The sequence below is a fragment of the Serratia sp. JSRIV004 genome (assembly GCF_019968705.1).
Classification (GTDB): domain Bacteria; phylum Pseudomonadota; class Gammaproteobacteria; order Enterobacterales; family Enterobacteriaceae; genus Chania; species Chania fonticola_B.
The window spans coordinates 273,546-295,265 of sequence record NZ_CP074140.1 but is presented as its reverse complement, the minus strand read 5'-3'; the positions used below and the strand labels follow the sequence as shown (position 1 = coordinate 295,265).

Sequence of the window (21,720 nt, the reverse complement as noted above, 5' to 3'; positions counted from 1 at the left end):
TACCTCCAAATGTCAGATGTTTGTCCAACATTTGGGGTTCAGTTCACAACTGCGCCCTCAAGCATTAATGCAGCTGGAACTGTTGCTTCAGAGGCTGTGCGGCATTGCCGTCGGCGACAGAGATACACAGATTCGACAGCGCATTGCTGCGGAATGGGATCACCTGAGTACGGCCATCGATATGCACAATCTGATAGAACTGCGGCAGGTTGAAGTTGATAAAGCTGGAGCCGTAGGTAAAGCGATCGTGTGAGGAGGAATAGAAGCGGCTGACGTCGCGCACCAACTCCTCTTTGCTCCCTTCACAGTGGTGATAAACCTCAACCCGGTTCGACTCATCCAGAATGTAAATGTTGAAGCCTTTATCATCCGTGGTGTCTTCAAAGAAGAACTGGATGATCCCCTCACTGGCAAAACCATCAACCACCGGTGGCAAATGCACCTGATCGGTTTCCACCTTGATCGACAGGCCATGCAGTTTGTTGTTGGAGATCGCCCCGTAGAACTCCACGGCGTTTTCCAGCTTCTGCACCGACACGCTCAGGCGTTCGAAGAACAGGCCCCAGGTTTGCCCGGCCACACGCACCGCTTTAAACCGGCCCGGCTCCAGGCGAGTGCTGGAAAGACGCAGCTCGATACACTCGGAAACCAGTTGTTGAATGCGGGTACGGATCAGGCCACGTAAGTGCTGGCTGTAACAGAACACCTCCACCGATTCCGGCGGTGCCGCATCCTGATGCATCTTGCCCAGAATGGTCTTCAACGCTTCAAGCACCGACTGCTCACCGCTGAAATGCAGGGTACGCACTTCGTTCCATGAGTTGCGATACAGCAGATCGATACTGCCAACCAGGCATTGTTGCTGCTGGCCAAAGCTGAACACGTCCAGCTTACGGAAATCGAAATGCACCACCTGATTACGGAAAGCCGCCGTCGGGTCGTTTTCCAGGTTGACGATAATCGCCAGATGGCGGATTTCACACGGGCTGTAGAGCGCTTTCGGCGTCGGAGCGGCCAAGCGCAGCGGGAAATGGTGCGACACGTCGGTAACCAATTCCTGCAGTTTGGCGGTGTCGCAGATATTGCCACTCTTGATATGCAAGCGGGTGCGCGAAGTGAGCAGGCCGTTGAAATAGGCCCAGGCCACCAGCTTGTTGAGATAGCGGTTATATTCCAGCGGCTGATGGCTGACGATCGAGCTCATCTCCGGTGCCTGGTTATACAGGTACCAGCCGGTGCGGTTGGCGCGGCCAATCGGCACGTGAATAAAGGTCAGGTCGTTTTCTGACAGGTCGGGTGAAATCTGCGGGTTCACCAGCGTCACCTTACCCGGCAGTGCCTCAAAGGCCGCGTACAGTTTACGGGTCAACACTCCGATATCCTGCGGGCTGGCACTGACGCTGAGGTTGTTGCGGCGAGCGAAGCGGATCAGGTTGCGATAGCTTTGCATCATCGCATCCAGCAGTTCGTTGTGGGCTTCGCGCACCCGCTCGATCTTCCAGTTAGCCCGATTATCGAGGATCTCCAACCGCTCTTCGTCCCAGCCCCACTCACTGACCAGTTGGCTGAGGATTTCCCGCCGCCAGCCGATAGTGGCGTTGTTGGACTGCGACAGCTTCTCGCAGACCTTCAGATAGAAGCAGCGGCGAACCAGGTCAAGGCGGGTGGTATCGTTGATTTCAGTCAGATAGTGGGTGACGCGCTCCAGCATCATGCAATAGGCATCAAGGCCAAAGCAGACGATCTCCCCCTGGTGCAGACGATGTTTGATCCCCATCGCCAGCAACTGAGTTTTCGGATATTCCCATGAATAGGCTTCAAGCAGCAGCGTTTTCAGCACCGCCTTGTAGGGCGAATCAATGCTCTTATACAGCTGCCACAGGCTAGCACCGAAGTACTCTTCAGCGGAGAGCGTGCTCAATCCGCCGAGATCCAGCCACTCATTCGGGGTTAGTACCCCCTGGGAATAGAGCGAAAGCACATATTCATCGTAATGCGCTTCCTCTTCGCCCGGCACCATGTTCCACAGGATACGTTTCCCTGCCAGACGCACGGCCGTGCGGTAGAACTCATCGAGCAACAGAATATGTTGGGTCGAGCCGCAGTCTTCTCCGCCCAGGCTGCCGCTTTCGTTATGGCGGAAACGGTTTTCGTCGATCAGGAAGAAGCTGACTTCCACCCCCATCGAGGCCGCCCATTTCTCCAGCAGGCTGCATTTTTGCTGCAGGCGGCTGCGTTCTTCGTTGTCTAGCCAGGATTGGTGGCAGACCCAGATATCCAGATCCGAAGTGCAGCTCTGGCCGATCGAGGAGGTGCTGCCCATGGAATAAAGCGCCGTAATCGGCAGTTCACCCGTGGCCATTTTTTCAAACGGGCTACCCCATTTGTCTTCTAGATCATTGAGATAGGCTTGTTGGGTTTCATCAGGCGTGTAGATACAGATGCCATGGGGAACGTTACCGTTGAGGTAGCCCGGCATCAGTGGATGATGGTGGTGCAATAAGGTAGGCAGCAGACTGTAGACCCGTTGGAACGCGGGCTTCATGGCCGCCAGGGCACGATCGACACGTAGTTGGTTGATCGCATCCAGTCTTTGTTTCAGTGTCTCGATGTAGAGGTACAAGACGTCTCGCCTGATTATCCCGATGCTTGAAAAAAACCCGTATTCCCGCTGCGTCTTTAGTTTAGAAGAATTTTTGACGACTTATTGCTGGAAACGTGATCAATCTAACACCTTGCTGATTGACCGTAAAGGAGGTAAAGCGACACACTTATCCTAGCACTTCTATAAATGATTTACCCTCAGTGTGAACTGCCGCCAACTTCTCCTCACGCCCCTTTGATTCCGTTGTCCTTTCTCCGCCTGTGGCTTCTTGCACTGACAGTTTTGATCCTCAGTGGTAGGATGGACGGCGAATTATAAAAACGGTAACCAGCATGTTAGACAAAATTATTCGAATTGCCACCCGTCAGAGCCCACTTGCCCTATGGCAAGCACACTATGTTCAGCAGCGTCTGATGGCTAGCCACCCTGGCCTGCAGGTGGAACTGGTGCCTATGGTCACGCGCGGCGACATCATTCTGGATACGCCGCTGGCCAAGGTTGGCGGTAAGGGCCTGTTCGTCAAAGAACTTGAGCTGGCTCTGCTGGAAGGCCGGGCAGACATTGCCGTGCACTCGATGAAAGACGTCCCCGTCGACTTCCCCGCAGGCTTGGGGCTGGTCACCATCTGTGAACGTGACGACCCGCGTGACGCTTTCGTCTCCAATAACTTTGCCTCGCTCGATCAACTGCCGCTAGGCAGCGTGGTCGGTACCTCCAGCCTGCGCCGTCAATGCCAGCTGCGTCGCCGTCGCCCGGATCTGATCGTACGCGATCTGCGTGGCAACGTCGGCACAAGGTTGGGTAAACTGGATAACGGCGATTACGACGCCATTATTCTGGCCGTGGCCGGGCTAAAACGTCTGGGTCTGGAACAGCGTATCCGCTGCCCGCTGAGCGCGGAAGAATCCTTGCCCGCCGTCGGCCAGGGCGCAGTCGGTATCGAGTGCCGCCTTGACGATGACGTCACCCGAGCTTTGCTGGCCCCTCTCAACCATCGCGAAACCGAAATTCGTGTCCGCGCAGAACGGGCGATGAACACCCGCCTGGAAGGAGGCTGCCAGGTTCCCATCGGCAGCTATGCCGAACTGACAGGCGATGAGCTGTGGTTACGTGCGCTGGTCGGTGCCCCCGACGGCAGCCAGATGGTCTGCGGTGAACGCCGTGGCCCGTCGGCACAGGCTGAGCAAATGGGTATAGAACTGGCAGAAGAACTGTTGGCTGCCGGTGCCCGTGAGATCCTGCATGACGTTTATCAGGGAAATCCTCCGGCATGACCATTCTGGTAACCCGCCCTTCTCCCGCCGGGGAACAACTGGTGAGCCGCCTGCGCGCACTTGGCCGGGTTGCCTTTCACGCGCCGCTGATCGACTTCGCCCCCGGTAACGATCTTGTCCGCTTACCTCAGGGGCTGGCAGAGTTGCAGGCGGGCGATCTGGTGTTTGCCCTGTCGCAGCACGCCGTCAGCTATGCCAGTTCGGTCATCAATCGTGCCGGGCTTCAATGGCCTGGCCAGTTATCCTATTATGCTATTGGCCGCACCACCGCACTGGCAATGCATCGCATCAGCAGCCTGCCGGTAGACTATCCGCGTGAACGTGAAATCAGCGAAATGCTTTTGCTGCTACCCGCGTTGCAACAGCTCACCGGTAAACGAGCGTTGATCATGCGGGGCAACGGCGGCCGCGAACTCCTAGGCGAAACGCTGGCTGAGCGGGGTGCAGCAGTAAGCTATTATGAATGTTATCAACGCAGCCCGGTGCATTATGATGGCAGTGAGCAAAGTGCCCATTGGCAACGCGCCGGTATCGATACGCTGGTAGTGACCAGCGGTGAAATGTTACAACAGCTCTATACTTTAGTTCCTGATTACTATCGCTCTTCCTGGCTGTTACGTTGCCGCCTGATAGTGGTCAGTGAACGTCTTGCTACCCTTGCCCAGGAGCTGGGTTGGAGCACGATTCGGGTAGCTGAAAACGCAGATAATGACGCGCTGATCCGCGCGCTACAATAACCTGACTATGGGATGTGCCACTATGACGGAACAAAACACTCCATCCGCCGCGGTTGAAGAATCAAACCCAGCGGTTGAGAGCCCCCAGCAGCCAGCCGCTGACCACCGGAAAGGCAAGAACACCGGCCCGGTATTAGGTGCGATTGCCATCGTGCTCGTCATCGCTCTGGGTGCTGGCGGCTATTATCACACGCACCAGCAGGCGCAGACATTGATTGCCGCCAACCAGGCTTTACAGCAACAGTTGGCAGAACTGAAGCAGAGCCAGCAGCAGGGAAAGAGCGCACTGGAAGGCTTGCTGCAACAGCAGGGTAAAACGCTGGAGGCCACCGATCGCGAGCAAACTTCGCTGGTGCGTCAGCTCAATGAACTGCAAGATAAGGTTGCCACCATTTCCGGCAGCGATGCCAAAACCTGGCTGCTGGCACAGGCGGACTTCCTGGTGAAAATGGCAGGCCGTAAACTGTGGAGCGATCAGGATGTCACCACCGCGGCTGCGCTGCTGAAAAGCGCCGACGCCAGCCTGGCAGAGATGAACGATCCGAGCCTGATCGATATTCGCCGCGCCATCACCGAAGATGTCGGTACCCTTTCCGCCGTGGCGCAGATAGATTTTGACGGCATCATCCTGAAGGTCAACCAGCTGTCCAATCAGGTCGACGACCTGCGTCTGGCGGATAACAACCGTGATGAACGGCCAATGGATGAAGACGACGGCGAACTGTCCAGTTCGTTGAGCGAATGGCGTCAAAACCTGACCAAGAGCTGGCACAACTTTATGGCGGACTTTATTACCGTCCGCCGTCGTGATAGCAGTGCTGAACCGCTGCTGGCGCCGAATCAGGATGTCTACCTGCGTGAGAATATCCGTTCGCGCCTGCTGGTTGCCGCACAGGCTATCCCTCGTCATCAGAACGAAGTGTATAAACAGTCGCTGGAAACGGTATCAACCTGGGTACGCGCCTACTTCGATACCACCGATCCGGCTACCAAGGCGTTCCTGGAAGAGTTGGACAACCTGAGCCAGCAATCGATCTCCATGGACGTACCGGGCCAGCTGAAAAGCCAGCCGATGCTGGAAAAACTGATGCAGACCCGGGTGCGTAATCTGTTGGCCCAGGCCCCTGCCACTCACCAGGAGGGATAAGTCATGTTACGCGTGTTATTCCTGTTTCTGGTGCTGATTGCCAGCCTGGTGCTGGGGCCGATGCTGGCCGGGCACCAAGGCTATGTGCTGATCCAGACCGACAATTACAACGTCGAAACCAGCGTCACCGGTCTGGTGATTATGGCGGTGCTGCTGTTCCTGGCGCTGTTTGTCATCGAATGGATCCTGCGCCGCGTCTTCCGCACTGGCGCGCGCACCCGTGGCTGGTTCCTTGGCCGCAAACGCAGCCGCGCCCGTAAACAAACCAAAGCGGCGCTGATCAAACTGGCGGAAGGGGATTACAAGCAGGTAGAGAAACTGCTGACCCGCAATGCCGATCATGCCGAGCAACCGGTGGTGAACTACCTGCTGGCGGCAGAAGCTGCACAGCAACGTGGCGATGATTTCCGCACCAATCAGTATCTGGAACGTGCCGCAGAGGCTGCCGATACCGATCAGTTGCCGGTAGATATTACCCGCGTGCGTATTCAGTTGGCTCAGGGTGAAGCCCATGCGGCACGGCACGGCGTCGATAGCTTGCTGAACCAGGCACCGCGTCACCCGGAAGTGCTGCGGCTGGCGGAGCAGGCCTATCTGCGTACCGGAGCTTATGCCTCACTGCTGGAAATTCTGCCTTCGATGAGCAAAATCAACCTGCACAGTGAAGAAGAGCTGCAGGCTTTACAGCAGCAGGCCTATATCGGCCTGATGAATCAGGCCATGGCCGATGAAGGCAGTGAAGGGTTGAAGCGCTGGTGGAAAGATCAGAGCCGTAAAATCCGCCACGAAATCCCGCTACAGGTAGCGATGGTGGAACATCTTATTGAGTGTAATGACCATGAACTGGCACAAAGCATTGTGCTGGACGGTCTGAAACGCCAATACGACGAGCGGCTGGTGTTGTTGATCCCACGTATCAAATCTGGCAACCCGGAGCAGTTGGAAAAAGCATTACGCCAACAGATCAAGCAGCATGGTGCGACACCGTTGCTTAACAGCACGCTGGGTCAGTTACTGATGAAACACGGTGAATGGCAGCAAGCCAGTGATGCGTTCCATGCAGCACTGCAACAGCGGCCAGATGCCTATGACTACGCCTGGCTGGCAGATGCGTTGGATAAGCTGCACCGCAGCGATGAAGCCACACAGATGCGCCGTGAAGGGCTGATGTTAACGCTCAAGCAAAACGGCGAGTAACTTCCCCGGTTGGCTTGTCAGGGCTCAGCATGCCGTGCTGGGCCCTTTTTTTGCCTGAAACTTTCCTTGGGGCAAAAAAAAACACTTGCCGCGAGACAAGTGTATAAAAGAAGCAATCAGGTCTAGGACAACTGGGGTGGTGCCTCACTCAACGTTTTGCCCGGAGTGTGATGAAGCCGTTGCAAGCAACCCTTTCATCGTTCAGGTGGGCAATAGGCACCCTAAAATCGGCTCTGCATCATTCCTGGGTTTATGAGGCCTAAGGCGAACATAAGAAGTGGAATGAGCATCTACGATAGAGGTATTGCACTTGGCGTGCCAACTTTTAACTGCTGAGTGCCAACAGGCAAAAAATTAACTCATCATTTTGAATTTAAACGATTTTAAATTATCTCCATTGACCCCTCTGATTTTTCCCTCCCGTTCGCTGCGATTTGCCCCTCTACGGATCCTGTCGCCTTAAAACGACGGGTTAATGAGAAGCCTCTTTTATTGATTAAAATCATCAGGTTAAATGTCTCAAACTGACGACAACAGGCATGCCCATAAAGGACAAAAGGAGACAGGTTGAAATTTCTCAGGGTTTGCCAAGATAAAGCCGCTCGATAAAACGACTCGCGATAAAATAAAACGCTGGTTTAATATTTTTGTGAGGCACATCACAAAATACTTGATCGATTTGGCGGCCAGGTGTAGCCTATTTGTGTGACGTGAATCACACTATTAATAACTCTCTGGGGACTGCCACTATGAAACTGATTAACAAAATCATCACCGCTTTCAACAACGTAGACTTCTCATTCGGCACCATCAATCTCTGATTACCGACGTAATGCCTGTCTGAAATAAAACGACTGTTATCTGGGGCAAGAACGGCATGATGCCGATATGCTCCAGAAGTCGTTGCATTGTTTATCCTCCATTTCGCACCCTAGCGTTTTTCCAGCGCTTACCTCTGCTTCCTTCTGATCATTCCCTTGTAAGGCCAGCTCTAAAGTTGTCTGCTTCCCCTCACCCCAACCCTCTCCCACAGGGAGAGGGAGCTGCCCTGAGCCCTTGATTAGCCCGTACCGCTTCGGAGAGTGATGAGTTAGAAGAAAGACAGGGTTATACGCAGAGAAATCAACGAGCTCGATCGGTCCCCAAAAGAAAGGAAGTTGTCCGGATCGCCCGATTAGCACGTACCACTTCGGAGAGTGATGAGTTAGAAGAAAGGCAGGGTTATACGCAGAGAAATCAACGAACTCGATCGGTCCCCAAAAGAAAGGAAGTTGTCCGGATCGCCCGATTAGCACGTACCACTTCGGAGAGTAATGAGTAAGAAGAAAGGCCGGGCATTACTCAGAGAAATCAACGAACTCGATCGGTCCCCAAAAGAAAGGAAGTTGTCCGGATCGCCCGATTAGCACGTACCACTTCGGAGAGTAATGAGTAAGAAGAAAGGTCGGGCATTACTCAGAGAAATCAACGAACTCGATCGGTCCCCTCTCCCTGTGGGAGAGGGTTAGGGTGAGGGGCCAGCACGATATCTCAGGTATCGGACGCCCCACCCTTTCCGCCAGTATAAAAAGCAAAAAACCCGCTCATTGCTGAACGGGCTACACAAATCCTAGACGTAAAAAAGCCCGCTTTTAAAGCGGGCTTTCTTGAAATTGGTCGGCGAGAGAGGATTCGAACCTCCGACCCACTGGTCCCAAACCAGTTGCGCTACCAAGCTGCGCTACTCGCCGATTTCTTGTTGCTGATACTACCGAACTTTCCAGCCTATGTCTATGTAAATATTAAATTTATCAGACATTTTGTGTGTGGTGCGAAGAGAGGGACTTGAACCCTCACGTCCGTAAGAACACTAACACCTGAAGCTAGCGCGTCTACCAATTCCGCCACCTTCGCACTGTCACAAAACAGCTTTCAATTCTTGTACTTTACCCTAGGTAAAGTGGGGTGGCTAATGGGGCTCGAACCCACGACAACTGGAATCACAATCCAGGGCTCTACCAACTGAGCTATAGCCACCATAACTACTTTATCTACTGCTTACTTCACGCGGTAATCATACCACCGCAGCTCCTGCGCACAAAATTAATGGCGCGCCCGACAGGATTCGAACCTGAGACCTCTGCCTCCGGAGGGCAGCGCTCTATCCAGCTGAGCTACGGGCGCGTAGCGCCGTTGCGGGTGGGGATACTACGGTTTTATGCCCATCCTGTCTAGTGCTTTTTCTCAGAAATGTTGAGTTCGCTGACCCTTTGCTCACTCTTGCAGCAGAAAGAGCCCGACAGGGCCCTTTTCTTAAGCTTAGCGCTGACTTTCTGTCCGCTTTTCAGGCTCATGATGGACTTTGTGCATACCGAATACAAAGTAGCACAGGCTCACCGCAGCCAGGAAAATCATCCCCACCACCAACGAAATCCGCGTATCCGGATTGATCCCCATGCCAACCAGCACACAAATCAGGAAAGCGATGGTCAGGTAGTTCATGTAAGGGAACATAAATGACTTGAAGCTGTGAGTCTTCATCGCTTCTTTGTGGGCTCGGCGGAAGTAGATCTGGCTGATCAACACCACGAACCACGGCATCATGCCCGGCAGCACGCTGGCGCTATAGACATAGACGAACACCTGCTGAGGATTGGGAATAACGTAGTTCAGCGCCGACCCCACCAACAGGCAAATGATGGTGATGGCAATACAGTTGACCGGCACGCCGCTGGCAGAAAGCCTGGTCAATGCCGCAGGCAGTTGACGGTTCTTGGCCAAGGCATAGAGCATGCGGCCGCCGCTATACATGCCGCTGTTGCAGCCGGAGAGTGCGGCGGTCAGCACCACAAAGTTGATGATACCCGCAGCGGCAACAATACCAATCTTGGCAAAGGTCAGCACAAACGGGCTGCCAGCGGTGCCGATACCGTTCCACGGGAAGATGGTGACAATCACGAAGATGGCACCGACATAGAAAATCAGAATACGCCACAGGATGTTGTTGATCGCACGTTTGAGCGTTACCTGCGGGTTTTTGGCTTCCCCGGCGGTAATACCGACCAGCTCAACTCCCTGGTAAGAGGCCACCACGATACACAGCGCAAACAGGAAGCCTTTCCAGCCACCAGCAAAGAAGCCGCCGTGAGCCGTCAGGTTGGCAAACCCGGTCGGCTGCCCGCCGTTGCCGAAGCCGAAGAAGATCACCCCCAAGCCCACCAGGATCATCACGATAATGGTGGTAACCTTGATCATGGCAAACCAGAACTCCAGCTCACCGTACAGACGCACCGCCGCCAGGTTGGCTAACGCGACCATGGCGACCGCAATTAACGCTGGCAGCCACTGCGGTACCTCAGGGAACCAGAACTGTACATAGACGCCGATAGCCGTGATTTCCGATATCCCCACGGCAAGCCACATAAACCAGTAGCCCCAGGCGGTGAGATAGCCGAAAAAGGGGTTCATGTATTTGTGCGCATAGACGGCGAAAGAGCCCGCCACCGGCTCCAGGAACAGCATCTCCCCCATCGAACGCATGATGAAGAACACAAACAGGCCGGCGATGATATAGGCCAGCAACACTGAAGGCCCTGCCCATTTTAGCGTACTGGCCGATCCCATAAACAGACCCACGCCAATCGTCCCACCCAGGGCGATCAGCTCTATATGTCGCGCTTCTAACCCGCGATGTAAACCTTGTGGTTTTTCTTTGCTTGCCATAAATCCTCAGTCATATCTTTTATGATGTTGTTTGCCTGCCGATCGGTGCCGGTCATTATTGTTTTAGACAAGTTGAGTGTAATTCATCCCCCACCCGCGCAAAACGCTACTTGGCGAGCAATCCGCACCATGTAATGACGAGGAAGTGACACTAGGGCCTGGGGAAATTTGCGGGCGTTATGGTTTCGCATTTTGCCGCTATAAGCAAACCGCGAATTAAAACCTTATGGAATAAGTGACGAGGGAATGATTGACCGAGGTTATAGCTTTGACCACGTTATGGCCGACAGGGAGATTATTTGCGCAAAACAGACGCTGGAGCAACAGATGGGCTGCTCCAGCCGGAGGATCACATCTTGCCGGTATAGTAATAGCCGACGAACTTGAGTAGCCGAAGCTGGCGGCGTATACGGCTCGGCTGGCTGAGCAGGCGATAGAGCCACTCCAGGCCCAGATTCTGCCACACCTTGGGGGCACGCTTCACATGGCCGGTAAACACGTCATAGGTGCCACCAACCCCCATATACAGCGCCTGTGGATGTACCTTGCGGCAATCCCGCATCAGGATTTCCTGCTTGGGCGATCCCATTGCCACGGTCACGATAGCCGCGCCGCTGGCACGAATGCGTTCAAACAAGGCATCCCGCTGTTCTGGTTTGAAGTAGCCATCCTGGCTGCCAACCAGATTCACATTCCACTGACTACGCAGCTTCTGCTCGGTCTCTGCCAGCACCGAAGGCTTGCCGCCAACCAGAAACACCGGCGTACCTTCCTGCCCGGCACGCTGCATCATGGCTTCCCACAGATCGGCCCCAGCCACACGCGACACCTCCGCGCCAGGATACTTGCGGCGGATGGAGCGCACCATGCTGATGCCATCGGCATATTTATACTCCGCCTCATCCAACAGGGCATGCAGCGCCGGATCGGTTTCTGCATTGAGGATTTTCTCGGCGTTCATCGCCACCAGGGTGCCTTGCTTGACCCTGCCACCGTCGAACAGAAAATCCATGCACTGCGCCATGTTGCGAAAGCCCCACAGGCTGAAACCACGCAGCTCATACTTGGGAACCGAAATGTTTGCTTCCATTGTCACTATTACCTTGGCACAAGGGAGTTGGCTGCTGGAGCCAACGCGCGCTTGCGCATAATTCGAGTCTTGATAAGCCCGGCAGCATCAAACAGCCAGTACAGTAATTTTGCCAATATCAGGCAGGCACCAAAAATGATGCAGAAGAACACCACGCGTGAGACAAACGAATCGACCCCCTCACGCGCCAGCACGATGATATTAAACACCGCACCAAAGCAGAACCCTTGCAAAATCGCCGCCTTAAAGCGGTTCTGTTCACTTTTGCCAAGCTCATACAGCCAGTCGAACCACTTGATGATCAGGCCCACCACAATAGCGCCCAGTGGGATAAACAGCACCCCACCCATCACCACCAGCGAGCCAATCAGCGTTGGGGAAATCGCCAGCCCGGAGTGGTTGTCCAGCACTTCCCAGGTAAAGTAGTTGGCAGTATTCAGCACCAGATCCGGCCGCCCCGGCCACAGCCAGGCAGGGATGAAGACATAGAAATCACGCACGATCGGGGCCAACCCCTGGAAATCGATCTTGTCGTAATTTTGCAGCAGTAGCCCCAGGTTCTCCCACGGCGAGAAGGTATCACGGGTCAGATACAGGAAAGTGTAGAACGCTTCCGGGCCGCTGACATCCAGGCTATAGCGTTTCAACGCCAGCCAGAACATGCCGACGATGCCGAACACCCCGGCGGCCACCAGCATCCACAGCGAGATCCAGCCGCGCACAATGCCGATAAACAGGAATAGAGCGAACGCGATGATGATGTTGGCACGGGTGCCGCCCACGATCACGTAGGTCAGAATGCCAAACGCCACCGTGGCCGCCAGGAAGAAGAACCAGGCGCGCAGATCCTGTTTCAGGAAATAGACCACCAGCATCGCCGGGATAAAGAAGTAGAAGAAGCGCTTGAGCGCCACCCCTGACACATCGCTGGAGAAGATTTGGCTGTAGGAGTTAAGCTTGAACAGCAGGAAACCGTTCTGCATAAAGAAGATGCCCACGGTGCCGATCGCCACCAGCGCCAGCAATATCCAGGTGATATGCGTCTCAACCCGGTTCATGGTGAACACCGGCTTATGCGGCTGGCCAGTGCGTTTACGCAACCGCGTCTTGTAGCTGACGTAGTAAATCGCGTAGAAGGCGGTAGCCGAAAGGATGGCGTAAAGCAGGAACTCTACCGGCACCACGGCCACGTCAAACTGGAATACCAGCAGGCAGGTCAGCGGGAAGCCAAAGTAAAACGTCAGCAGATAGAGCAGGGAAAAGAAGACGTTAAAGTTGAAGCGGACGCGCCGAAACTCCTGATAGGTCAGGGTCAGCACAAACAGCGCCCCGATCAGATAGACGACAAACAGCCCGCCAAACTGTGCCAGCGTCATGGGTTTTCCCCCGCCGCCAGCGCCAATGCCTGCTGCCAGCCATCCACGTAGTTCGGATTGAAAAAGGCAATAGACTGCTTATCCAGCGTTGCCAGTTGGCGCTGTGATTCGCGCACCACGGCTTCATCCAGCGAGTCGCCATAGAACAGCACCGGCAGATGCTGCTCAGCCAGATCCTGCCAGAACGGGTTCTTGCGGCTCAGTACAAAAGGCACGCCAAACTGGATCAACAGGCACAGCGTACCGATCCCCTGCTGACGGTCGAAAATGAAGTAGCCGAGATCGCACTCACGCAGAATATTGAGATAATCGTCAAACGCCACCTGTTGGGTCAGCAGTTGCAGATTCTGTTCGGAGAACAGCTTCAGGCCCGCCGCGCGCACCTGGGCAATATAGGCGTCGTTATTGGCCGGATAGCCCATCGGCAAAATCACCCGCACCTTGTCACCAAATTGCTGATGGATCGCCTGCAACGCCTCAATATGGCGGTTGGTGGTATCACCAGAATTGCCCACCAGGATAGTCATCGGCCCAGCCAGGTTCTTTTCAACTTCGATACCCGTCAGGGCAGGATCCATCCGCGTTGGGAAATACAGCAGCGAGGCCGGAACGCGTGCGTGCCGCTGCTGATAGTGGATCAGGTCGCCTCGGGTAGCAAACACGTGGCCCACCCGCCCTTGGGCAATGCGGCGCAGCACGTAGAACAGGCGGTATTTCCAACTGGTGGCGTTTTCATACAGATCGGCCCCCCAGATATGCCAGCTCACCTGGCGCGGCTTGATCTTGCCGCTCAGCAAGGCCAGCCACAACGTTGCGTTAAACTGGCCATGCAGGAACAGGCGAGTGTCACGGTTGGCCTTGGCACGGGCAATCACTGCCTCTGCCAGGCTCTTCTTGCCAGGGAAAGCCTCGATGGTCAACTTTGGAAAGTGGCCCAACGCGGCCACGTCTTTGGCTGCCACCATGAAGTGACACACTTGTTCTGCGGGCAGGCGGTCAGCCAGCACGTCATTAAAGAAGCGCAGCACCGTCTGATTATGATGCGGGATATCAGATCCCAGTACGTGGATTAGTATGGTCATACTCGTCTACGATAAAGAATAAATACGCAGCTACAGAGCGCAAAATACACGATGTAGGTTGCCATATAGGCCTGTGCCGCCCCTAATGCGCCGTGCAGCGGGATCAGCCAGTGCGAGAACAGCGTCAGCAAGGCAAACTGGCTGACCTCTGTCAGAATATAAAAACGGAGCGACGCCTTGGCGATCACCAGGTAACCGAAGACGTAGGCCCCGACTTTCAGCACGTCCCCCACCAGTTGCCAGGCAAACAGATCGCGCATGGCAACGAATTTCTCAGAGAACAGCAGCCAGATGGCGAAGTCACGCAGCAGCCAGACGGTAAAGCTGGCAGCGGCGACCGCAGGCAGCACAAACTTCAGCGAGCGCACGATCTCCCGCGAAATGGCGCTTTTCTCTTGCAGGCGCGACAGCGTTGGCAGCAGATAAACGGTGAAAGAAGCGGTAATAAACTGCAGGTAGGCATCGGAGATACTGCTCACCCCTTGCCAGATCCCTACTTCGTCCCAGCCGTAATGTTCTGCCAACAGGTTACGCATCATTACATAGGCAACCGGCAAGGTCACGGAGGTGATCAGCGCCATCAGGGTAAACTTACCGAGATGGCTGGCCAGCGCCTTATCCCAGGCCAGCGCCAGATAACGCAGCGGCAGCGCCTTGCGCCGCCACAGCATGAAACCAGCAGGCAACACCACCAGGGCAGGAACCAGAGCCAACCCGGCCAACGCGCCTTCATAACCGCCCAGCTTAAAGCATAGCGTAAAGGCCACCACACCTATCAGGCTACCGGCGATCACCGCCAGCGCGTTACCCATCGCATCGCGATAACCTTTGAGGATCGCCAGGAACAGGTTGGCGTAGGCAATCCCCATCTGGATAAACGCCACCGCACGCACCACGTTCACATAGTCACCATGGCCAAACAGCCCACGGCTGATCGGCTCGGCAGCAAACAGGAACACCAGCGCCAGCAGGGTTGAGAAACCCAGCACGATGCTGGACGCGGTGCCCACCGCCATACGCAACCGCTGCGGATCCTGATGGTATTCCGCCACATACTTGGTGATACCGTTAAAAATTCCGGCCCCCGACAGCACGCCCAGCACGGTGATCAACTGGCGGAAGTTACCCGCCTGCCCGACCCCGCTGGGGCCGAAGGCCACCGCCAGCATTTTTACCACCAGCAACCCCACGCCGATCTTGATCAGCGTGGAGCCCGCGGTCCAAATCGATGCTTTTGCCAGCGACATATCAGGCGAGGAAGCTCAGAATGGTATTGATCACCGTACGTTGATTGACGTCTGACATGTTAAAGAACAGCGGCAGACGCACCAGGCGCTCGCTCTCTTTGGTGGTGAAGCGGTCTTCGCCGGAGAAACGGCCAAACTTCTCACCCGCCGGGCAGGCGTGCAGTGGGATGTAGTGGAACACCGACATGATTTCGGCTTCTTTCAGGTAGTCGATAAACGCGGTACGATCCTGCACGTCTTTCAGCTTGATGTAGAACATATGGGCGTTGTGCACGCAGTTGGCCGGAATGACCGGCAAGGCGATACGCCCTGAGTCTGCCAACGGTTTCAATGCATCGTAATATTTCTGCCACAGCTTCAGGCGGCGCTGGTTGATCGTCTCGGCGGCCTCCAGCTGTGCCCACAGATAAGCGGCTTGCAGATCTGACATTAGATAGCTGGAACCAATATCGCGCCAGGTATATTTGTCTACCTGACCACGGAAGAACTGGCTGCGGTTGGTGCCTTTTTCACGGATCACTTCGGCACGATCGATCAGGGCCGGGTCGTTAATCAGCGTCGCGCCACCTTCACCGCCAGCGGTGTAGTTTTTGGTCTCATGGAAACTGAAGCAACCGATATGGCCGATAGTCCCCAAGGCTTTGCCTTTATAGGTCGACATCACGCCCTGCGCGGCATCTTCCACCACCATCAGGTTGTACTTCTTCGCCAGCGCCATGATGGTGTCCATTTCACAGGCTACGCCAGCGTAATGCACCGGCACGATGGCACGGGTTTTATCGGTGATCGCCGCTTCGATCTTGGTCTCATCGATGTTCATGGTGTCTGGACGCAGATCGACAAACACCATCACCGCCCCGCGCAGCACAAAGGCGTTAGCGGTGGACACGAAGGTGTAGCTCGGCATGATCACTTCATCACCCGGCTGGATATCCAGCAGGATGGCGGCCATTTCCAGTGACGCGGTGCAAGACGGCGTCAGCAGCACTTTTGGGCAGCCAAAATGCTGTTCCATCCACTGCTGGCAGCGACGGGTAAAACCACCATCACCACAGAGTTTGCCGCTGCTCATCGCAGCCTGCATATAATCGAGTTCCGTGCCAACAACCGGTGGAGCGTTAAATGGGATCATGTAAACCTCTATAGAACCAATACGCGGTGCTTTCTAGGGTGGCACCGTGCCGTTGATAGAGCCGTAACGCGGCAATATTACTTATTTGAGTCGCGATCCGCAGGCGCTGCAGCCGTTGCTGCTGGCACCAGGCGATCGCGGCAGTCATCAGCCGAGAACCGGTCCCTTTACCTTGTACACCTGGAAATGCCGCCAGCAGGCCGATACGCGCCTCTTGCTGGCCAATATCACGCAGGCTGACAAACCCTTCTGGCTCCCCATCGCTACCCAGCACCAGCAGGCACTGATGGTCAAACGTCCCCAGCACCGCTTTTTCAATCCAGGTGGCGTAAAAACGCCCGCTGTCCTGCGGCTGATACCAAGGCGCGCGAAAACGGCTGGCGGCAAAAACCTTGGCCGCCACCGAACGCAACAGTGGAATATCTTCGGACTGGGCGATGCGGATGGCCGGTAAATTCAATGCACAATCTGTGCCAATTGCCAGGGCAAAGTCCACTTCGCCCTCCACCAGCCGAAACCCCGCGGCTGCCAAACCATCGGCCAAATCCAGACGCTGGGCCGGGATCTTGGCCTGAACCAGCGCAAACGCATCCAGTTCAGTTGCCGTAAGCGCAGGAGCCGCCTCGTCAAAATGCAATTTGGCGCTGGTGAGTTGGAAATACTCGCTTTCCCAGCCCAAAGGCTCAATATTGGCGTGGACGGACATGCAGTAAATCCAGTAAGTATTTGCCATAGCCGGTTTTGGCTAACGCCTGCGCCGAGCGTCTTACGCCATCATCATCCAGCCAACCGTTACGCCAGGCGATCTCTTCCAGACAGGCAATCTTGAACCCTTGGCGCTTCTCTACCGTCTGCACAAAGGTACTGGCTTCGATCAGGCTGTCGTGGGTACCGGTATCGAGCCAGGCAAAACCACGCCCCAGCAGCTCGACGCTCAGCTCGCCACGCTCCAGATACATCTGGTTGATGCTGGTAATTTCCAGCTCGCCGCGTTCGGAAGGCTTCACCTGCTTGGCGAAATCCACCACCTGGTTGTCATAGAAATAGAGACCGGTGACCGCCCAGTTGGACTTCGGCTTCAACGGCTTTTCTTCAATCGACAGCGCGCGGAAGTTATCGTCGAACTCCACTACGCCAAAGCGCTCTGGGTCCATGACCTGGTAACCGAATACCGTGGCACCTTTCAGACCCTGGACCACGCTTTTCAGTTTCGGGCTGAAGCCCTGGCCGAAGTAGATATTGTCGCCCAGCACCAGGCAGCACGGCTCGCCGCCGATAAACTCTTCGCCAATCAGGAAGGCCTGTGCCAACCCGTCCGGGCTCGGTTGTTCGGCGTAGCTGAGGTTGATGCCAAACTCTTCACCGCTGCCCAGCAAACGGCGAAACGAGGGCAGATCTTCAGGCGTAGAGATAATCAGAATATCGCGGATCCCGGCCAGCATCAGCACCGAGAGCGGATAGTAAATCATCGGTTTATCGTAAATGGGCAGCAACTGCTTGGAGACGCCGCGGGTGATCGGGTGCAAACGCGTCCCCGAACCGCCGGCTAGAATAATACCTTTCATCATGACTCCTGAACTTCCGCTAGCCGCACGGCGCTTATAGCCTTCCGTGCGTTTATCTAGATAGGATTATTGGTTTAGCCCTAAACGCTCGCCTGCATAGGAACCGTCTTGCACGCGGCGCCACCAGGTTTCATTGTTCAGATACCAGGAAACCGTTTTGCGGATGCCGCTTTCAAAGGTTTCCTGTGGGCGCCAACCCAGTTCACGTTCAATTTTGCCCGCGTCGATGGCATAACGCATATCATGGCCTGGGCGATCTTTGACGTAAGTGATCAGATCGCGATATTTCGCCACGCCCTGCGGTTTGTTCGGTGCCAGTTCTTCCAGCAGATCGCAGATGGTCTGTACCACTTCGATGTTTTTGCGCTCGTTGTGGCCGCCGATGTTATAGGTCTCCCCAATCACACCTTCTGTCACCACCTGATATAACGCCCGCGCATGGTCTTCCACAAACAGCCAGTCACGCACCTGCGCACCATCGCCGTAGACCGGCAGCGGTTTGCCGGAGATGGCATTAAGGATCACCAGCGGCACCAGCTTCTCTGGGAAGTGGTAAGGGCCGTAGTTGTTGGAGCAGTTGGTCACGACGGTAGGGAAACCGTAGGTACGCAGCCAGGCGCGCACCAGGTGGTCGCTTGAGGCCTTGGAGGCAGAATACGGGCTGCTTGGCGCGTAAGGCGTGGTTTCGGTAAACAGATCGTCGGTACCGTGCAGGTCGCCGTACACTTCATCGGTAGAGATATGATGGAAACGGAAAGCCTGCTTTTTCTCTGCCGCCAGCGCCTGCCAATAATGGCGGGCAGCTTCCAGCATGGTGTAAGTGCCCACTATGTTGGTTTCGATAAAGGCCGCCGGGCCGTCGATCGAGCGGTCAACGTGGCTTTCTGCCGCCAGGTGCATCACGAAATCCGGCTGGTACTGCGCAAATACGCGGTCTAGTGCGGCACGGTCGCAGATATCTACCTGCTCGAAAGCATAGCGCTCGTTGTCCGCTACACCCGCCAGCGACTCCAGGTTACCGGCATAGGTGAGCTTATCAACCACCACCACGCTATCGCGGGTCCCCTCGATGATATGTCTTACCACGGCAGAGCCGATAAATCCGGCCCCGCCGGTGACCAAAATACGTTTCAACGCCAAACTCCTTTGGTGTCCACGATCCAGGACTGCTTAATCTCTTCCGGCCTGATGGCCTTGAATTCTTTATGATCGACCAGCATGACGATCACATCCGCCTGCTGTAAGGCCTCAGGCAGTTTTTTCAGCGTAACGAGGCCCGCCAGTGACTTCGGCAATTGCTCAACGTTAGGCTCGACCGCCAGGGTTTCACCTACGTGCCAGTCGGCAATCAGGTGGGCTACTTCAACCGCCGGGCTTTCACGCAGGTCGTCGATATTAGGTTTGAACGCCAAACCGAAGCAGGCGATTTTCACTTCAGAAGCGCGCTTATTGGTGGCCGCCAGGCAATCTGCCACGGCTGCCTTGACCTGATCGACCACCCAGAGCGGTTTGCCGTCGTTTACCAGGCGCGCAGTATGGATCAGACGAGCCTGCTGCGGGTTCTGCGCCACGATGAACCAAGGGTCAACGGCGATACAGTGCCCGCCCACGCCTGGGCCAGGTTGCAGAATGTTGACGCGCGGATGACGGTTGGCCAGGCGGATCAGTTCCCACACATTAATGCCCTGCTCGGCACAGATCAGCGAAAGCTCATTGGCAAACGCGATGTTAACGTCGCGGAAGCTGTTTTCCGTCAGTTTGCACATCTCGGCGGTGCGCGAGTTGGTGATCACACACTCACCTTCGAGGAAAATCTTGTACAGCGCGCTGGCGCGCTCGGAGCATTTTGGCGTCATCCCGCCAATCACTCGGTCATTCTGGATCAGCTCAACCATTACCTGCCCAGGCAGCACGCGCTCAGGACAGTAGGCAATGTTCACGTCGGCCTGCTCACCGGCATCCTGCGGGAAGCTCAGATCGCTACGCGCCTCTGCCAACCACAGGGCCATCTGCTCGGTAGCGCCCACCGGTGAAGTAGACTCCAGGATCACCAGGTCGCCCTTTTTCAGTACCGGTGCCAATGACTTGGCGGCGGCTTCAACGTAGGCCAGATCGGGTTCGTGATCGCCTTTGAACGGCGTTGGTACGGCAATCAGGAACGCATCGGCCGCCAGCGGTTTAGTCACCGCCTGCAGGTAACCGCCTTCTACCGCTTCTTTTACCACGCGATCCAAATCAGGTTCGACGATGTGGATGGCACCGCGGTTAATGGTATCTACCGCGTGCTGGTTAACATCTACGCCCACCACTTTCTTCTTGCGGGAAGCAAACGCCGCCGCCGTTGGCAAACCGATATAGCCCAGGCCAATAACTGAAATAGTGTTAAAACTCATAGTGTCACCTGATGATTCTTTAAAGCTTCGAGGATACGTTGGCAGGCATGCCCGTCACCGTATGGGTTATGCGCCCGGCTCATGGCGTGGTATTCGCCTTCGTCTGTCAATAACCGGGTTACCGCATCAACAATTTTAGCTACGTCCGTTCCCACCAGCTGTACCGTGCCGGCATCTACCGCTTCTGGCCGCTCGGTGGTATCACGCATCACCAACACCGGTTTCCCCAGCGATGGCGCCTCTTCCTGAATGCCGCCCGAGTCGGTCAGGATCAGATAAGATCGCGTCATCAGATAGACAAACGGCAGGTAATCCTGCGGATCGATCAGAATGATGTTATCGATCCCCTTCAAAATACGGTTAACCGGCTCGCTGACGTTCGGGTTGAGATGCACCGGATACACCACCTGCACGTCAGGATGCTGAAGAGCAATCTCGGCCAAGGCGCTACAGATGCGCTCAAACCCACCGCCGAAGCTTTCGCGACGGTGCCCAGTCACCAGGATCAGCTTTTTGTTGGCATCCAGGAAAGGATAACGTTGGTCAAGGCTGCTGCGCAGCTCTGGGTTGTGCATGATGCGGTCGCGCACCCACAGCAACGCATCGATCACGGTGTTACCCGTGACGAAAATATGGTCGTCCCGCAGCGATTCACGTAACAGGTTCTGCCGTGAATTTTCGGTTGGCGAGAAGTGATACATCGCCAAATGCCCCGTCAACTTGCGGTTGGCCTCTTCAGGCCAAGGAGAATAGAGATTACCGGTACGCAGGCCCGCTTCGACATGCCCCACCGGGATACGCTGATAAAACGCCGCCAGGCTGGTCGCCATGGTGGTCGTCGTGTCACCGTGAACCAACACCACGTCCGGCTTGAAGTCCTCCAGTACGCCTTTGATCCCTTCCAGAATGCGGCAGGTGATTTCACTCAGCCCCTGGCCCGGTTTCATAATATTCAGGTCGTAATCCGGTACGATTTCAAACAAACGCAGTACCTGATCCAGCATCTCGCGATGCTGTGCCGTAACGCAGACTCTTGACTCAAAGGCATCATCCTGAGCCAGAGCATGTACCAGAGGTGCCATTTTGATGGCTTCCGGTCTGGTGCCAAAAACAGTCAACACTTTCACAGCGAATCTCTTTTGGTCGGTGAAGTGCAGGCGAACCTGCAAAGTT

At 55.4% G+C, this 21,720-nt stretch carries 16 protein-coding genes and 4 tRNA genes; 4 read left to right on the top strand and 16 right to left on the bottom strand.

The genetic code is table 11. The features are described 5' to 3' along the window. Nucleotides 1-64: 64 nt before the first annotated feature. Entirely contained in the window at nucleotides 65-2,623 is a 2,559-nt protein-coding gene (locus KGP21_RS01260) for a class I adenylate cyclase (protein WP_021181540.1), read from the bottom strand. 314 nt (nucleotides 2,624-2,937) lie between these two features. Here KGP21_RS01260 and hemC point away from each other — a divergent pair, with 314 nt between their 5' ends. Genes hemC through hemY form a run of 4 tightly spaced genes read left to right on the top strand, consistent with a single transcriptional unit; the run spans nucleotide 2,938 to nucleotide 6,960 of the window. Continuing rightward, nucleotides 2,938-3,879 carry a hydroxymethylbilane synthase gene (hemC, locus tag KGP21_RS01255; protein WP_021807759.1) on the top strand — a complete coding sequence of 314 codons (942 nt, stop codon included), beginning with the start codon at nucleotides 2,938-2,940 and terminating at the stop codon, nucleotides 3,877-3,879. Next, entirely contained in the window at nucleotides 3,876-4,616 is a 741-nt protein-coding gene (gene hemD / locus KGP21_RS01250; RefSeq protein WP_021807758.1) for a uroporphyrinogen-III synthase, read from the top strand. Before hemC ends, hemD begins: the two co-directional genes overlap by 4 nt. 22 nt (nucleotides 4,617-4,638) lie before the next feature. After that, nucleotides 4,639-5,763 (top strand): uroporphyrinogen-III C-methyltransferase, encoded by a 1,125-nt coding sequence (gene hemX, locus KGP21_RS01245; RefSeq protein WP_021807757.1) that lies wholly within the window; start codon nucleotides 4,639-4,641, stop codon nucleotides 5,761-5,763. A 3-nt stretch (nucleotides 5,764-5,766) separates the two neighbouring features. Then, nucleotides 5,767-6,960, top strand: a complete 1,194-nt coding sequence (hemY, locus tag KGP21_RS01240; protein WP_021181545.1) for a protoheme IX biogenesis protein HemY — start codon at nucleotides 5,767-5,769, stop codon at nucleotides 6,958-6,960. Between the two features lie 1,653 nt (nucleotides 6,961-8,613). Here hemY and KGP21_RS01235 read toward each other — a convergent pair. The 15 genes from KGP21_RS01235 to wecB form a co-directional block, all read right to left on the bottom strand. Continuing rightward, nucleotides 8,614-8,690: transfer RNA gene (locus KGP21_RS01235), tRNA-Pro, on the bottom strand. Nucleotides 8,691-8,766: 76 nt separating this feature from the next. After that, nucleotides 8,767-8,853 (bottom strand) — tRNA-Leu (locus tag KGP21_RS01230). 47 nt (nucleotides 8,854-8,900) lie between these two features. Further along, nucleotides 8,901-8,976 (bottom strand) — tRNA-His (locus KGP21_RS01225). 70 nt (nucleotides 8,977-9,046) lie between these two features. Then, nucleotides 9,047-9,123 (bottom strand) — tRNA-Arg (locus KGP21_RS01220). A 135-nt stretch (nucleotides 9,124-9,258) separates the two neighbouring features. Then, complete coding sequence (locus KGP21_RS01215) at nucleotides 9,259-10,662, bottom strand: amino acid permease (protein ID WP_209529123.1); 1,404 nt, start codon at nucleotides 10,660-10,662, stop codon at nucleotides 9,259-9,261. A 349-nt stretch (nucleotides 10,663-11,011) separates the two neighbouring features. After that, nucleotides 11,012-11,752 carry a lipopolysaccharide N-acetylmannosaminouronosyltransferase gene (gene wecG / locus KGP21_RS01210; protein ID WP_021807753.1) on the bottom strand — a complete coding sequence of 247 codons (741 nt, stop codon included), beginning with the start codon at nucleotides 11,750-11,752 and terminating at the stop codon, nucleotides 11,012-11,014. Nucleotides 11,753-11,760: 8 nt separating this feature from the next. After that, nucleotides 11,761-13,128 (bottom strand): ECA oligosaccharide polymerase, encoded by a 1,368-nt coding sequence (gene wzyE / locus KGP21_RS01205; RefSeq protein ID WP_021807752.1) that lies wholly within the window; start codon nucleotides 13,126-13,128, stop codon nucleotides 11,761-11,763. Continuing rightward, nucleotides 13,125-14,210 carry a TDP-N-acetylfucosamine:lipid II N-acetylfucosaminyltransferase gene (locus KGP21_RS01200; protein ID WP_037376579.1) on the bottom strand — a complete coding sequence of 362 codons (1,086 nt, stop codon included), beginning with the start codon at nucleotides 14,208-14,210 and terminating at the stop codon, nucleotides 13,125-13,127. Before KGP21_RS01200 ends, wzyE begins: the two co-directional genes overlap by 4 nt. After that, nucleotides 14,207-15,457 (bottom strand): lipid III flippase WzxE, encoded by a 1,251-nt coding sequence (gene wzxE, locus KGP21_RS01195; RefSeq protein ID WP_059199111.1) that lies wholly within the window; start codon nucleotides 15,455-15,457, stop codon nucleotides 14,207-14,209. Before wzxE ends, KGP21_RS01200 begins: the two co-directional genes overlap by 4 nt. A 1-nt stretch (nucleotide 15,458) precedes the next feature. Further along, on the bottom strand, nucleotides 15,459-16,589 hold the full coding sequence (gene rffA / locus KGP21_RS01190) for a dTDP-4-amino-4,6-dideoxygalactose transaminase (RefSeq protein WP_223536964.1): 1,131 nt from the start codon (nucleotides 16,587-16,589) through the stop codon (nucleotides 15,459-15,461). Next, the gene (rffC, locus tag KGP21_RS01185; RefSeq protein WP_223536962.1) at nucleotides 16,576-17,295 is read right to left on the bottom strand and encodes a dTDP-4-amino-4,6-dideoxy-D-galactose acyltransferase; all 720 of its coding nucleotides are present in this window, start codon (nucleotides 17,293-17,295) and stop codon (nucleotides 16,576-16,578) included. The genes rffA and rffC overlap by 14 nt, the downstream gene beginning before the upstream one ends. Continuing rightward, nucleotides 17,273-18,154: a glucose-1-phosphate thymidylyltransferase RfbA gene (gene rfbA / locus KGP21_RS01180; protein WP_059199113.1), complete on the bottom strand. Its 882-nt coding sequence runs from the start codon at nucleotides 18,152-18,154 to the stop codon at nucleotides 17,273-17,275. Before rfbA ends, rffC begins: the two co-directional genes overlap by 23 nt. Nucleotides 18,155-18,220: 66 nt before the next feature. Continuing rightward, nucleotides 18,221-19,288, bottom strand: a complete 1,068-nt coding sequence (rffG, locus tag KGP21_RS01175; RefSeq protein ID WP_021807748.1) for a dTDP-glucose 4,6-dehydratase — start codon at nucleotides 19,286-19,288, stop codon at nucleotides 18,221-18,223. Next, nucleotides 19,285-20,547 carry a UDP-N-acetyl-D-mannosamine dehydrogenase gene (wecC, locus tag KGP21_RS01170; protein WP_021807747.1) on the bottom strand — a complete coding sequence of 421 codons (1,263 nt, stop codon included), beginning with the start codon at nucleotides 20,545-20,547 and terminating at the stop codon, nucleotides 19,285-19,287. The genes rffG and wecC overlap by 4 nt, the downstream gene beginning before the upstream one ends. Then, nucleotides 20,544-21,674: a non-hydrolyzing UDP-N-acetylglucosamine 2-epimerase gene (wecB, locus tag KGP21_RS01165; protein ID WP_021181555.1), complete on the bottom strand. Its 1,131-nt coding sequence runs from the start codon at nucleotides 21,672-21,674 to the stop codon at nucleotides 20,544-20,546. The genes wecC and wecB overlap by 4 nt, the downstream gene beginning before the upstream one ends. Nucleotides 21,675-21,720: the final 46 nt, after the last annotated feature.

Coding starts and splice junctions, on each gene's coding strand:
- rfbA (WP_059199113.1), bottom strand. CDS start 18,154: ATGAAAGGTATTATTCTAGCCGGCGGTTCGGGGACGCGTTTGCACCCG.
- hemX (WP_021807757.1), top strand. CDS start 4,639: ATGACGGAACAAAACACTCCATCCGCCGCGGTTGAAGAATCAAACCCA.
- wecC (WP_021807747.1), bottom strand. CDS start 20,547: ATGAGTTTTAACACTATTTCAGTTATTGGCCTGGGCTATATCGGTTTG.
- wecG (WP_021807753.1), bottom strand. CDS start 11,752: ATGGAAGCAAACATTTCGGTTCCCAAGTATGAGCTGCGTGGTTTCAGC.
- KGP21_RS01215 (WP_209529123.1), bottom strand. CDS start 10,662: ATGGCAAGCAAAGAAAAACCACAAGGTTTACATCGCGGGTTAGAAGCG.
- rffA (WP_223536964.1), bottom strand. CDS start 16,589: ATGATCCCATTTAACGCTCCACCGGTTGTTGGCACGGAACTCGATTAT.
- KGP21_RS01200 (WP_037376579.1), bottom strand. CDS start 14,210: ATGACCATACTAATCCACGTACTGGGATCTGATATCCCGCATCATAAT.
- hemD (WP_021807758.1), top strand. CDS start 3,876: ATGACCATTCTGGTAACCCGCCCTTCTCCCGCCGGGGAACAACTGGTG.
- rffC (WP_223536962.1), bottom strand. CDS start 17,295: ATGTCCGTCCACGCCAATATTGAGCCTTTGGGCTGGGAAAGCGAGTAT.
- hemY (WP_021181545.1), top strand. CDS start 5,767: ATGTTACGCGTGTTATTCCTGTTTCTGGTGCTGATTGCCAGCCTGGTG.
- wzxE (WP_059199111.1), bottom strand. CDS start 15,457: ATGTCGCTGGCAAAAGCATCGATTTGGACCGCGGGCTCCACGCTGATC.
- hemC (WP_021807759.1), top strand. CDS start 2,938: ATGTTAGACAAAATTATTCGAATTGCCACCCGTCAGAGCCCACTTGCC.
- wzyE (WP_021807752.1), bottom strand. CDS start 13,128: ATGACGCTGGCACAGTTTGGCGGGCTGTTTGTCGTCTATCTGATCGGG.